The following is a 12,104-nucleotide window of genomic DNA, read 5'->3' as shown; positions in this document are numbered from 1 at the left end:
CGATGACCGATCCGGCCCCGCTTCCCGCCGTGCGCCTGTGGGACCTGCCCGTGCGGCTGGTCCACTGGAGCTTCGTGGTCCTGCTGGTCGCGCTCTGGGCGAGCGCGGAGAACGGGGCGATCGGCCTCCACAAGACGCTCGGCCTGATCGCGCTGGCCTTGCTGGTGTTCCGCCTGCTGTGGGGCCTGGTCGGCAGCTCGACCGCACGCTTTGCCGGGTTCATCAAGGGCCCGGCGAGCGTGCGCCAATACCTGCGCGGCCTGCGTGATCCGCACCATGCCCCGGTGGTGGGCCACAATCCGCTGGGCGGGTGGAGCGTGATCGCCCTGCTCGGCCTGCTTGGCGGGCAGGTGGCGCTGGGGCTGGTCACCCAGGATACCGACGGGGTTGAATCCGGCCCGCTCAACCACCTTGTCTCTTACGACACCGCCGAGCTGGCGCGCGAGCTGCACGAGCTGGGCTTCAACCTGATCCTCGCCTTCGTTGCGCTGCATCTGGCGGCGATCGCCTATTACCGCGTGATCAAGCGCGACAACCTGATCGCGCCGATGATCACCGGCCGCCGGAGCTATGCCGTGCCGGTGACCGCGCCGACCATCGCCCCCTGGTGGCGCGCCGCGCTCTGCGCCGCCCTGGCGGCCGCACTGGCCGGATGGATCGCGCTGGGCGCCCCGCGCTCCGCCGCCGAGCTCAAGGCCAGCCAGGAACCGCCCCCCGCCGACTACATGTAAACGGATCATAAACTGAACGAAGTGTATTCGTGATAGATACACGTCTTGACATGTAGGACTGTTTTGCTCAGATGTTCCGGCCCACTACGGAGGGCCAGGGACGATGGCACAAGCATCCTTCCAGACATTGCGGCAGCGGCGGGAGTTCGCTTACTGGCTGCGCACAGGCCGACTGGGCAACGGGGACACGAGCCCCGAATTCAAGTTCAACCCTTGGCACGATCCAGCCGACGGTCGTTTCACCTAGGCAAACAGCGGGCGGTTCTATGGCCAGGGCAGCGCCACTGGACCGGAAGGTGCCGCCAAGCCGCGCGGGCCGGCCACCCCGGCGGACCCAGCGGGGTATGACGGGCCGGAAATCGTGGTGATGGCTCCGCGCGGATCCGAAGGACGCCAGCGCGTCTGGCCGGTCGCAGGCAACGGCGCTCCGACGGTGAGGGGGGCGCGTGGACCGAACGGCCAGACCTATGCCGACGGACGGTTCAGCCGCGAGGGGCGGTATCGGATCGACCGCCGAACGCGGCGTGGGCGCGCCCACATGGGGATCGATTTGCCGGGGACTCTGGGAGATCCGGTCAGAGCGGCGGCGGATGGAGTCGTAGAATTTGCCGGACACGCAGGCGACTACGGCTATGGTCATCTGCATACCATCATCGTCCCGAACGGCAGCGCGGTTCGGGCCGATCAGTCGATCGGAACGATGGGCAATACCGGCAATGCGCAACACACGGGAACCCATCTGCACTTCGAAGTGGCCCCTCCGGGTTCATCAACCTTGCGGCGGGGCTATCGACGGAGTGACCCGACCCACTGGATTGTCACGGGCGTTCACCAATGAGGAGAACGTCATGGCTGACGTTGGCAGCGCTGATTGCGGCCTGCGGCCCGCTTCATGCGACACCGCCTGCGTTGCGCTTTTGGGTGGATGAAGGTGAGGATTACGACATCGTCACTGTAGTTGGCTCGCGAGGCGAATACATCGCCATTCTCTGGGAAATAAACTTCAAAAATCCAGTCATATATCCAACACCCGAAAATGACGAAGCTATTGTCATCGCCGAATTGGATCAGTCAACTCCAGACATTTACGACACAATTCGGTATGTACGCGTGCGAAAAATCACAGATAATACTTGGAATGTCTCCAATTGTGAATCAAAAGAGATTTACACATCTGAAGCGAACAAGCTCACCAGCATAGCAAAACTGGAAAAGCTTGCGCGTGTCGCGTTGGCCCGGGCAGTGAAGTTGGGCAAGCCCGTCCCCGGGGAAACGTGCCAGCCCGCCAAAGAGGTGAAGAAGGGCAGTCGCATCTACGACTGAGGGGTCCGGCAGTATCGGAGCCGCGCTTCGCATGGATTTGCGGGTTCTCCCGCCCGCCTCACACCACCAGCCCGCCCTCCGTGGCGATCGCGGCGAAATAGGCGGCCATGCCGGCGGCAGCCTTGTCGGACAGGTCGATGATCGCGCGGCGGCGGTCGGTCTGGTCCTGGATCCGGACAAACAGGCCGACCTCGGTCATCTGCGCGATCCAGCGCAGCGCGGTGGTGGCGGGAACGCCCGCCGCGATGCACAGCGAGGTGACCGAGACGCGCTTGCCCTCGCCCCGGGCGGCGGTGAGATCGAGCAGCATGTCCCACGCCGGATCGGCGAACAGGTCGGCCCCCAGGAAGGCGGCGCGCTGCTGGCGCTGGCGCAGGATGCGGCGCACCTGGCGCGGATCGGGCAGGCGTTCGCGCCGGGAGCGCGCCGTGCCGAGCACCAGCGGCTCGTCCGCGCCGCGAAAGGCCAGCGCGGGCGCCTCGAACCGATCGGCGCGGCCATGCTCACGATCCTGCTCCAGCCGTTCGAGCCGGGCCGCGATCAGGCTGACCTGCTCCACCAGACGCAGCAGCAGTTGCCGATCGCCGGTGGCCAGATCGCGCAGGCGATCGCGGCCGGACAGGGCCAGGGCACGACCGAGGGCCAGGGCCAGGTCGGCCGGGCCGGGATCGACCAGCAATTGGGGCTGGGACTGGTCCAGACAATCGAACACGGCTTCCAGCGCGTCCAGGCTGGTCGCCACGATCAACTGGCAGCCCCGTTCGCGCGCCGCCATATCCTGCCGGGCCAGCGCGGCGAGCACGGCCGTGCTGGGCGCCGGAACGTCGATCAGGACCACGGCGGCGGCGCTGGGGCGGTCCTGACCCGCGAAGCTGTCCGGCGTACCGACCTCGGTCACGCGATAGCCCGCCAGCACCGCGTCCTCGCAGACCTGATCGCGCAGATGCGGGCGACCGATGAACACCGCCAGAGAGACGGCGCTGGCCGGATCGGTCTGGTAAGCGGAGGACGGCGGTTCGGGAGCGGACATCGGTTTCCCCGAGCTAAACGCGTCCCAAAACGGGACTCGCGCAAAGCACGGGGCAGGTCAAGCCCGAAGCCGTCGCTTCGGACCGGATTGGATCAGTCGTCGAACGGGTCGCGCACGAGGATCGTGTCCTCGCGTTCGGGGCTGGTCGAAACCAGCGCCACCGGAGTCTCGATCAGTTCCTGCACGCGCTGGATATACTTGATCGCCTGGGCGGGGAGGTCGGCCCACGACCGGGCCCCGGCGGTGGTGCCGCTCCAGCCTTCCATCTCTTCGTAGATCGGCTCGACCGCGGCCTGGTCGGCGGCGTGGCTGGGGAAATAGTCCAGGATCTTGCCGCGCAGGCGATAGCCGGTGCAGATCTTCACGGTCTCGAACCCGTCGAGCACGTCGAGCTTGGTCAGCGCGATCCCGGTCACCCCGGAAATCGCGCAGGACTGGCGGACCAGCACGGCATCGAACCAGCCGCAGCGCCGCTTGCGCCCGGTGACCGTGCCGAATTCGTGCCCACGTTCGCCCAGACGCTGCCCCGTTTCGTCCTCGAGCTCGGTCGGAAACGGCCCCGATCCGACGCGGGTGGTATAGGCCTTGACGATGCCCAGGACGAAGCCGGTGGCATTGGGGCCCAGCCCGGAGCCCGACGCGGCCGTGCCCGACACGGTGTTGGACGAGGTGACGAAGGGATAGGTGCCGTGATCGACATCGAGCAGCACACCCTGCGCGCCCTCGAACAGGATCCGCGCCCCGGCCTTGCGCACCTTTTTCAGGCGCTTCCATACCGGCTGGGCGTACTGGAGCACGAAGGGCGCGATCTCGCGCAGTTCGGCCAGCAGGGCGGCGCGATCGACCGGGGGCTGGCCGAAGCCGGCGCGCAGCGCGTCATGGTGCGCGCAGAGCCGGTCGAGCTGGGCATCCAGCGCGTCGAGATGGGCCAGGTCGCAGACGCGGATCGCGCGGCGGCCGACCTTGTCCTCATAGGCCGGGCCGATGCCCCGGCCGGTGGTTCCGATCTTCCCCGCCCCTGCGGCGGTTTCGCGCAGGCCGTCCAGATCGCGGTGCAGCGGCAGGATCAGCGGGCAGTTGTCGGCGATCGCGAAGTTCTCGGTGGTGATTTCCACCCCCTGCCCCTCCAGCTTCTCGATCTCGGCCTTGAGGTGCCAGGGATCGAGCACCACGCCATTGCCGACGATCGACAGCGTGCCGGTGACGATGCCCGAGGGCAGCAGCGAGAGCTTGTAGGTCTGATCCCCGACCACCAGGGTGTGGCCTGCGTTGTGGCCGCCCTGGAAGCGCACCACGGCATCGGCGCGGCTGGCCAGCCAGTCGACGATCTTGCCCTTGCCCTCATCGCCCCACTGGGCGCCGATCACGGTGACATTGGCCATGGCTATACTCCCCCACCCTGCCAGAGGTGGATCCGGTGACGCCCTTCGACAGGACTCGGCGAAACGGATGGTCCGGTGGGGCCGGTCTTGGCCCCGCTGTGCGGTGCGGGCCCTAGGGTCACTGGGCCCCGCAAGTCAAGGCGCCCGGCCCGGCTTTTCGTTGGCTGAACCGGCCTTTCACCGCCGGTTAAGCCGATCCGGCCGATCATGCTGGCTCTGGATGGGAGGACAGAGATGAGGAAGGTCGCCATTTCCATGCTGGCCGGGCTCGCCGTGGTCGGCGTCGGCCTGGGCTCCACCTGGGCCGAAGCGCGCGAGGGATCGCTGCGCGAGATGCTGCGCGCGCGCATCGCCGAACGCCGATTGGCCGGGAACGATGCCAACACGGCACCCCCGGCCGCCCGGCCGCAAAGCCTCACCTATGGACCGGATCCGCTGCAGGTGCTCGATTTCTGGCCCGCCCAGCGCCCGGCAGGTGCCGCCAAGGCCCCAGCTCCGCTGATCGTTTTCGTCCATGGCGGCGGGTGGAAGCGCGGCAGCAAGGACAATGCCGCGGGCGGGTGGAAGCAGGTTCACTACCCAGCCGCGGGCTATGCCTATGCCTCGATCAACTACCGCCTGGTGCCCGGCGCCACGGTCGAGCAGCAGGGCGCCGATGTCGCCGCCGCGCTGAAGGCCCTGCTGGACCGTGCCGGACCGCTCGGGATCGATCGCAGCCGCGTGGTGCTGATGGGCCACAGCGCCGGGGCCCACCTGGTCGCGCTGGTCGGCACCGACGAACAGTACCTGCGCGGTGCCGGACTGTCGTTCCGCGCCGTGACGGGCGTGGTCCCGATTGACGGCGCTGCTTATGACGTGCCCCGCCAGATCGCCGAGGGCGGGCGCTTCATGCACGACACCTATCTTGAGGCCTTCGGATCGGACCCGGCCCGCCAACGCGCCCTCTCGCCCACGCTGCAGGCCGCGGCGCCGAATGCCCCGGCGTTCCTGCTGGTCCATGTCCAGCGCGAGGATGGCGTGGCCCAGAACAAGGCGCTGGAGGCCGCGCTGCGGCAGGCCGGCACCCGGGTGGAACGCAAGGACTTTCCCGGCACCGGCCTCTCGGGCCATGCCGAGATCAACCGCCGCATGGGCGACCCGGACTATGCCGCGACTCCGGTGACCGATGCCTGGTTGAAGCAGATGTTCGGCGGGTGATCGCCCAGGCCCGGCACCGGGCCTACAGCCGTACCGCCTCCTGCCCGTCCAGCCGGTGCGTACAACCGAGGCGGCGGGGATCATCTTCCGCATCCAGGGCGGCCACGGTGCGCCAACCGATCGCGCGCAGGCGGCCGGCGATCTCGGTATCGTGCCCCAGAGGCAGGAACAGCAGATCGCGCGCAGGCTCGGAGGCGGCGATCGCGTCGATGAGCGGATCGGGATAGAGCGAGAACCCGGTGGCGGGCTCCGCCGCGCCGCCCTGGCCCAGGATCGTGTAGGTGCCGCCGCGCCCCAGCGCACCACGCAGCCCGTCGGCGTAGAGCGTGAAGCCGAACCATGACTGATATTCGAATCCGTGCCGCTCGGACGGGTCAAGCGTGATGCGCGCGGCCGTGCCGACCCGCGCGGCAACGGCCCGGAGCGCGGCGATGCGGCCGGTGAGCACGCCGCCCTTGTCGAAGGCGGCCAGACGCTCGATCGCCGATTCGAACGGACCGATCGCCTCGAGCAGGGGAAGGTAGGCCGCGCCGCCGGCCGCGACCAGGCCGCCGGCATCCTTGGCGTCCAGCTCGCGCCGGACCGCCTCGATCACCTCGGGCGCCAGCGGCAGCGCCTCCGCAGCCAGGGCATCGACCAGATCGGGCAGGGTGAAGTCGACCGACACTCCGGTCGCCCCGGCCGCCTGGACCGCCTCGATCGCCAGCGCGACGATCTCGGCCGCGGCGGCCAGGCTATCCGCACCGATCAACTCGGCGCCGAGCTGCAACCGTTCCCGCGCCGGATCGAGCCCGTCGCCCTTGATGGTGAGGACCTGCCCGGCATAGGCCAGGCGCAGCGGGCGCGGGGCGGCGGCGAGGCCCGTCGCGGCGATGCGCCCGACCTGCACGGTGATGTCGGAGCGGATCGCCATCATGCGCAGGCTGGCGGGATCGACGAAGCGGAACATGCGGCGCGGCTGCACCCCGGCCATCCGGCTGGCCATCGACCGTTCGAACTCGATGGTCGGGGTCTGGACCCGGCTGTAGCCATGGCCATCCATCGCATCGAGCACGGCGCGGGTCACCCGCGCGGCAACGGCGGCCGTGGCGGGAAGACGGTCTTCCAGGCCCTCGGGCAGGAGGTCGCGATCGGTCTGGGTCATGACGCGGCGGCCTTACGCGCGGGCGATCAAGGTGGGAAGCCCCTTTGCAGCGGGGATGGCCGGCGAACCGTGGGCACGGCGGATCGCGAGGCAGTCGCGCGTTAACGCGAAAGTAACCATACTCTCCGTAGATACCCCCTAGTAGTTCTCCCTAGTGGGGAGCGGGAGTGTTACGGCTTTACCGACTGGGGCTTGCGACAGTGGCCTCGCTACGGTTCCTGCCGAGTGCTCCCGCCATCCTCACTGGGGAGAGCTACCAAGAGCCGGACCGGACCAGCGACGGCCCTGGTCAGGCCGCAATGGTATCGGAGCTGGCAGGCAGAGAGGCCTCGATCGCGATGCGGATCGCCTCGGCGGTGTGGTTCGCGCCCAGCTTGGACAGCATGTTGGCGCGGTGAATTTCCACGGTCCGCGGGCTGATCGCCAGCACCTCGCCAATCTTGCGGTTCGACAGGCCGCTGGCCACGGCCTCCAGCACCTCGCGCTCGCGCCGGGTCAGCCGGTCGAGCCGACTGCGGGCCACCGCCTCGCGCAGCTTGCTGCTGCTCATCAGGCGGGCACGCTCGGCCGCCTCGTCGAGCGCATGGCGCAGTTCGGCCTGGGCAAGCGGCCAGGGCAGATAGTCGATCGCGCCGGCCAGCACGGTCAGCGCGACGCGGCGCGGGTCGGGCTGCTCGGCATAGCAGATGCACGGCAGCCAGTTGCCGGTGCGCGCCATGAAGGCCACGACCTGGTTCAGCGCCGTGCCGTTGTCGTGGATCAGCAGGACCCCCGCACTCGGCCAATGGGCGATCAGGTCATCGGCCCCGTCAAAGGGCTCCACGTGGATGTCCGATCCGGCCAGGTCGTGCGACACCGCGGCCCGACGACGATAGTCGGTATCGACAAGGACAAGCTTCGAAATTCCCGCCATGATGTACGCGTACCCCCCATTCTGCCCAAATGGTTACGCCGGATCGCCAAAACCGGCCTCCAGACCTAAGCAGGATCGCGTAAAGGAAATACGAAAATCCGTAGAGCCAACTAGGGAAACATCCTGATAAATGCGGATTTGCCCTGATGTCCCGGCTCCCTCGCGGTACACATCTGAATTTGCGGTGTTTTGCGCCGGACGCCAAGGCCCCAAAGATGATCGCGCCCGGTCCAGGGCAAAGCTGACACGGACCGGTGGAGGGTCCACTTTGGCGTAAGGCAACACCGATTCGAATCGGCCGGGCGGTGTCCGTCGTTTGCACCCGAATGGCTGGTGGATATCGCCCGATTGCAACGATCTGCCGGGGATGACCGCGCCGCGTCCCCGCGGAACGCCAGCGGGCGCGGAGCCGAGGCCCCGCGCCCGCGACATCGGACGGCCGTGGGACTTAGCTGAACTTCAGCGCCTTGACCCGCTTGACCCCTGGCAGGTTGCGCGCCTGATCGACCATCTCGGCCGGAACCGGGCTGTCGACCGAGAGCAGCAGGACCGCCTCGCCCCCGGCCGAGCGGCGGCCGAGGTTGAAGGTGCCGATGTTGATGGCATTTTCACCCAGCAGGGTGCCGATCCGGCCGATGAAGCCGGGCGCGTCCTCGTTGACGACATAGACCATGTCGCCGGTCAGCTCGGCTTCGACCTTGATCCCGAACAGCTCGACCAGGCGCGGTTCGGCGTTGGAGAACAGCGTGCCCGCAACCGACCGCTCGCCGTCGGCGGTCTTGACCGAGACGCGGATGAGCGTGTGGTAATCGCCCTCCTTCTCGGTCTTGACGTCACGCACCTCGATCCCGCGCTCCTTGGCCAGGAACGGCGCGTTGACCATGTTGACCGTGTCCGACTGGGTCCGCAGGAACCCGGCGAGCACGGCGGCGATGATCGGCTTGGAGTTGAGCTCGGCCGCGGCGCCTTCGGTGTGGATCGAGATGCGCGGGATCGCTCCGGTGGTCAGCTGGCCGACCAGCGAGCCGAGCTTTTCGGCCAGCGCCATGTAGGGCTTGAGCTTCGGCGCTTCCTCGGCCGAGAGCGAGGGCATGTTGAGCGCATTGGTGACGCCGCCGTTGACCAGGTAATCGGCCATCTGTTCGGCCACCTGCAGCGCCACGTTGACCTGGGCCTCGGTCGTGCTGGCGCCCAGGTGCGGGGTGCAGATGAAGTTCGGGGTGCCGAACAGCGGCGATTCCTTGGCCGGCTCGGTCTCGAACACGTCGAGCGCCGCACCTGCCACGTGCCCGCTGTCGAGCGCATCCTTCAGCGCCGCCTCGTCGATCAGGCCGCCGCGCGCGCAATTGACAATCCGCACGCCCTTCTTGGTCCGCGCCAGGTTCTCGCGGCTCAGGATGTTGCGGGTCTCGTTGGTCAGCGGGGTGTGCAGGGTGATGAAATCCGCCTTGCCCAGCAGGGTATCGAGGTCGGCTTTCTCGACCCCCATCTCGATCGCGCGTTCGGGGGTGAGGAACGGATCGTAGGCCACCACCTTCATCCGCAGCCCCTGGGCGCGCGCGGCGACGATCGAACCGATGTTGCCCGCGCCGATCAGGCCGAGCGTCTTGCCGGTGACCTCAACCCCCATGAAGCCGTTCTTCGGCCACAGGCCCGCCTGGGTCTGGGCGTTGGCTTCGGGGATCTGGCGGGCCAGCGCGAACATCATGGCAATGGCATGTTCGGCCGTGGTGATCGAGTTGCCGAACGGGGTGTTCATCACCACCACGCCCTTCGAGCTGGCATAGGGGATGTCGACATTGTCCACGCCGATCCCGGCGCGGCCGATCACCTTCAGGTTGGTGGCGGCATCGAGGATCGCCTTGGTCACCTTGGTCGAGGACCGGATGGCGAGGCCTTCGTATTCGCCGATGCGGGCGATCAACTGCTCGGGGGTTTCGCCGGTGATCACATCAACGTCGCAGCCCATCTCGGTGAAGATGCGCGCGGCGTTGGGGTCCATCTTGTCGGAAATGAGGACTTTGGGCTTGGTCATGGGTCTATCCAATCCAATCGAGAGAGCGTCACCCCGGACTTGATCCGGGATCCATCGCGCCTTCGAAAACGGAGCCGCATGGGAAGAGATGGATCCCGGATCAAGTCCGGGATGACGATGGAGGAGGGTGCGGTGAATGGCCTGCGCCGGATCACCGCGCTGTGAATCAGCCCGCCTTGGCGGTGGCGTAGGCCCAGTCGAGCCAGGGGCCGAGTGCTTCGATATCCTCGGCGTTCACCGTGGCACCGCACCAGATCCGCAGGCCCGGCGGGGCGTCGCGATAGCCGGCAACATCATAAGCCGCGCCCTGCTTTTCCAGCAGGCCCGCAAAGGTCTTGATGAAATCGGCATCGGCACCCTCGACCGAGAGGCAGACCGAGGTCTTCGACCGGATCGCCGGATCGGCGCAAAGGTGCGAGAGCCACGAACGCTCGGCCACGATGGTGTCGAGCGCGGCGGCATTGGCGTCGCTGCGCGCCTTGAGGCCTTCCAGCCCGCCCAGCCCCTTGGCCCATTCGAGCGCGAAGATCGCGTCCTCCACCGCCAGCATCGACGGGGTGTTGATCGTCTCGCCCTTGAACACGCCTTCGGCGAGCTTGCCCTTGCTGACCAGGCGGAACACCTTGGGCAGCGGCCAGGCCGGAGTGTAGCTTTCCAGCCGCTCGACCGCGCGAGGGCCCAGGATCAGCACGCCGTGGCCACCCTCGCCGCCCAGGACCTTCTGCCACGAGAAGGTGGCGACATCGATCTTCGACCAGTCGATATCGTAAGCGAAAACCGCGCTGGTCGCGTCGGCGAAGGACAGGCCCTCACGGTCGGCCGGGATGAAATCGGCGGAGGGCACGCGCACGCCCGAGGTCGTGCCGTTCCAGGTGAACAGCACATCGTGCGACCAGTCGACGGCGGAAAGATCAGGGATCTGGCCATAGTCGGCGCGCAGGATCGTGGGATCGAGCTTGAGCTGCTTGGCCGCGTCGGTGACCCAGCCCTCACCGAAGCTCTCCCAGGCCAGCGTGGTGACCGGGCGCGCGCCCAGCATGGTCCACATCGCCATTTCGAAGGCGCCGGTATCGGAACCCGGGACAATGCCGATGCGGTGGGTGTCGGGCAACTGGAGCACTTCGCGCATCAGGTCGATGCAGTACTGCAGGCGCGTCTTGCCGATCTTGGCGCGATGCGAGCGGCCGAGCGATTCGGTAGCCAGTTTGTCGGGGGCATATCCGGGCGGCTTGGCGCAGGGACCGGAAGAAAAGAACGGACGCGCGGGTTTGCGCGCCGGCAGTTGTGCAGTCATGTAGACTCTCCTTGCAGAGAGCTCGCGCGGCGTTGGGACCGCGTGGCCCGTCGGCCGCTCTAGTGGCGAACGGCGGGAAGTCAACCAGGATCGGATAAGGGTATTTTCTTATTAGGGAACTCCTGGCCCCACCCGGGATCACCATGGCCTCGGGGTGGAGGCGGCGCCTTAGGGTGTTGCCCTGATCTTGCCAGGGCCCGGATCCCTGCGCGATAAGGCGACCATGCGAAGCGGTGCGGCCCTGCTCCCCCTCACCCTGCTGCCCCTCTCCCTGCTGGCCGCCTGCGGAGCCGTGCCCGAGGCGCGGCAGAAGGCGGCACCCCGGCGCACCCCGCTGGTCTATGCCGCCCACCCGGAAGCCCGGGCCTGCCTCGCCAATCTGGGCCGGTCGAGCGCCAACTTCACCCCCCTGCCCGACCAGTACTATGGGGCGGGCTGCTCGGCGCTCAATGCCGTTCGCCTGTCCGCCCTGGCGGGGGACAGCGCCCCGCTGTCGGTCAGCAACCTCGGCCCGGTCGCCTGCCCGCTGGCCTCGTCCTTCGCCGCCTGGGCCCGCTATGGTGTCGATCGCGCGGCGCGGCAGATCCTGGGCAGCCCGCTGGTCCGGATCGAGACCATGGGCAGCTACAACTGCCGCACGGTCGCCGGGACCGACCGCATGAGCGCCCATGCCCGGGCCGAGGCGATCGACGTCGCGGCCTTCGTGCTGGCCGACGGGCGGCGCATCTCGGTGCTGCGCGACTGGACCGGCGGCGACAACCAGGCCCGCGCCTTCCTCCAGACCGTCCACGCCAGCGCGTGCAAGCGCTTCGGTACGGTGCTGGGACCGGCCTACAACGCCGCGCACCGCGACCACCTGCATCTCGAGCTGAGCGGGAAGGCGTTCTGCCGGTAGAGGACTACCCCCTCCGTCAGCCGCCTTCGGCGCCTGCCACCTTGTATCTTGAATTTGGTGCATGATGGGTTTGCGGGTTGGGGCGCTAGCGCCCCAACCCGCTCCGTTCGTGAGCCCGCTGTCACCTAGGTTGCCTAGACCGCTGGGGAGCTTGGGCCCG

General features: G+C 67.9%; 11 protein-coding genes. 5 read left to right on the top strand and 6 right to left on the bottom strand.

The window, feature by feature from the left end; translation table 11 throughout:
• Positions 1-2: 2 nt before the first annotated feature.
• The 3 genes from H7F49_RS14465 (at position 3) to H7F49_RS14455 (ending at position 2,054) form a co-directional block, all read left to right on the top strand.
• Positions 3-731, top strand: coding sequence for a cytochrome b/b6 domain-containing protein (locus tag H7F49_RS14465; protein ID WP_185684288.1), 729 nt, complete (start codon positions 3-5; stop codon positions 729-731).
• Between the two features lie 538 nt (positions 732-1,269).
• Positions 1,270-1,569, top strand: a complete 300-nt coding sequence (locus H7F49_RS14460; protein ID WP_185684287.1) for a M23 family metallopeptidase — start codon at positions 1,270-1,272, stop codon at positions 1,567-1,569.
• Positions 1,566-2,054, top strand: a complete 489-nt coding sequence (locus tag H7F49_RS14455; protein ID WP_185684286.1) for a hypothetical protein — start codon at positions 1,566-1,568, stop codon at positions 2,052-2,054. The genes H7F49_RS14460 and H7F49_RS14455 overlap by 4 nt, the downstream gene beginning before the upstream one ends.
• 58 nt (positions 2,055-2,112) lie before the next feature.
• Here H7F49_RS14455 and H7F49_RS14450 read toward each other — a convergent pair whose 3' ends face one another.
• Both H7F49_RS14450 and H7F49_RS14445 read right to left on the bottom strand, forming a co-directional pair.
• A complete protein-coding gene (locus tag H7F49_RS14450; protein WP_185684285.1) occupies positions 2,113-3,084 on the bottom strand; it encodes a helix-turn-helix domain-containing protein in 972 nt (323 codons plus the stop codon).
• Positions 3,085-3,176: 92 nt separating this feature from the next.
• Positions 3,177-4,466, bottom strand: coding sequence for an adenylosuccinate synthase (locus H7F49_RS14445; protein ID WP_185684284.1), 1,290 nt, complete (start codon positions 4,464-4,466; stop codon positions 3,177-3,179).
• A gap of 333 nt (positions 4,467-4,799) precedes the next feature.
• Between H7F49_RS14445 and H7F49_RS14440 the strand changes: the two genes are divergently transcribed.
• The gene (locus tag H7F49_RS14440; RefSeq protein WP_407940316.1) at positions 4,800-5,663 is read left to right on the top strand and encodes an alpha/beta hydrolase; all 864 of its coding nucleotides are present in this window, start codon (positions 4,800-4,802) and stop codon (positions 5,661-5,663) included.
• Between the two features lie 22 nt (positions 5,664-5,685).
• Here the strand turns inward: H7F49_RS14440 and H7F49_RS14435 are convergent, their stop codons facing one another.
• The 4 genes from H7F49_RS14435 to H7F49_RS14420 form a co-directional block, all read right to left on the bottom strand.
• Positions 5,686-6,807: an ATP phosphoribosyltransferase regulatory subunit gene (locus H7F49_RS14435; RefSeq protein ID WP_185684282.1), complete on the bottom strand. Its 1,122-nt coding sequence runs from the start codon at positions 6,805-6,807 to the stop codon at positions 5,686-5,688.
• A 289-nt stretch (positions 6,808-7,096) separates the two neighbouring features.
• Positions 7,097-7,720: a response regulator transcription factor gene (locus H7F49_RS14430; protein WP_185684281.1), complete on the bottom strand. Its 624-nt coding sequence runs from the start codon at positions 7,718-7,720 to the stop codon at positions 7,097-7,099.
• 448 nt (positions 7,721-8,168) lie between these two features.
• Positions 8,169-9,755: a phosphoglycerate dehydrogenase gene (gene serA / locus H7F49_RS14425; protein WP_185684280.1), complete on the bottom strand. Its 1,587-nt coding sequence runs from the start codon at positions 9,753-9,755 to the stop codon at positions 8,169-8,171.
• Between the two features lie 166 nt (positions 9,756-9,921).
• Complete coding sequence (locus tag H7F49_RS14420; protein ID WP_185684279.1) at positions 9,922-11,049, bottom strand: phosphoserine transaminase; 1,128 nt, start codon at positions 11,047-11,049, stop codon at positions 9,922-9,924.
• A 223-nt stretch (positions 11,050-11,272) separates the two neighbouring features.
• Here H7F49_RS14420 and H7F49_RS14415 point away from each other — a divergent pair, with 223 nt between their 5' ends.
• A complete protein-coding gene (locus H7F49_RS14415; protein WP_185684278.1) occupies positions 11,273-11,944 on the top strand; it encodes an extensin family protein in 672 nt (223 codons plus the stop codon).
• Positions 11,945-12,104: the final 160 nt, after the last annotated feature.

The organism is Novosphingobium aerophilum (assembly GCF_014230305.1).
GTDB lineage: Bacteria > Pseudomonadota > Alphaproteobacteria > Sphingomonadales > Sphingomonadaceae > Novosphingobium > Novosphingobium aerophilum.
Note: the sequence above shows the minus strand (reverse complement) of the source record. Positions and strands in the feature narration are given on the sequence as shown.

What these genes read in the sequence shown, in the direction of transcription:
- serA (WP_185684280.1), bottom strand. Translation starts at nt 9,755, where the DNA reads ATGACCAAGCCCAAAGTCCTCATTTCCGACAAGATGGACCCCAACGCC.
- H7F49_RS14430 (WP_185684281.1), bottom strand. Translation starts at nt 7,720, where the DNA reads ATGGCGGGAATTTCGAAGCTTGTCCTTGTCGATACCGACTATCGTCGT.
- H7F49_RS14450 (WP_185684285.1), bottom strand. Translation starts at nt 3,084, where the DNA reads ATGTCCGCTCCCGAACCGCCGTCCTCCGCTTACCAGACCGATCCGGCC.
- H7F49_RS14465 (WP_185684288.1), top strand. Translation starts at nt 3, where the DNA reads ATGACCGATCCGGCCCCGCTTCCCGCCGTGCGCCTGTGGGACCTGCCC.
- H7F49_RS14460 (WP_185684287.1), top strand. Translation starts at nt 1,270, where the DNA reads ATGGGGATCGATTTGCCGGGGACTCTGGGAGATCCGGTCAGAGCGGCG.
- H7F49_RS14435 (WP_185684282.1), bottom strand. Translation starts at nt 6,807, where the DNA reads ATGACCCAGACCGATCGCGACCTCCTGCCCGAGGGCCTGGAAGACCGT.
- H7F49_RS14455 (WP_185684286.1), top strand. Translation starts at nt 1,566, where the DNA reads ATGAGGAGAACGTCATGGCTGACGTTGGCAGCGCTGATTGCGGCCTGC.
- H7F49_RS14440 (WP_407940316.1), top strand. Translation starts at nt 4,800, where the DNA reads ATGCTGCGCGCGCGCATCGCCGAACGCCGATTGGCCGGGAACGATGCC.
- H7F49_RS14445 (WP_185684284.1), bottom strand. Translation starts at nt 4,466, where the DNA reads ATGGCCAATGTCACCGTGATCGGCGCCCAGTGGGGCGATGAGGGCAAG.
- H7F49_RS14415 (WP_185684278.1), top strand. Translation starts at nt 11,273, where the DNA reads ATGCGAAGCGGTGCGGCCCTGCTCCCCCTCACCCTGCTGCCCCTCTCC.
- H7F49_RS14420 (WP_185684279.1), bottom strand. Translation starts at nt 11,049, where the DNA reads ATGACTGCACAACTGCCGGCGCGCAAACCCGCGCGTCCGTTCTTTTCT.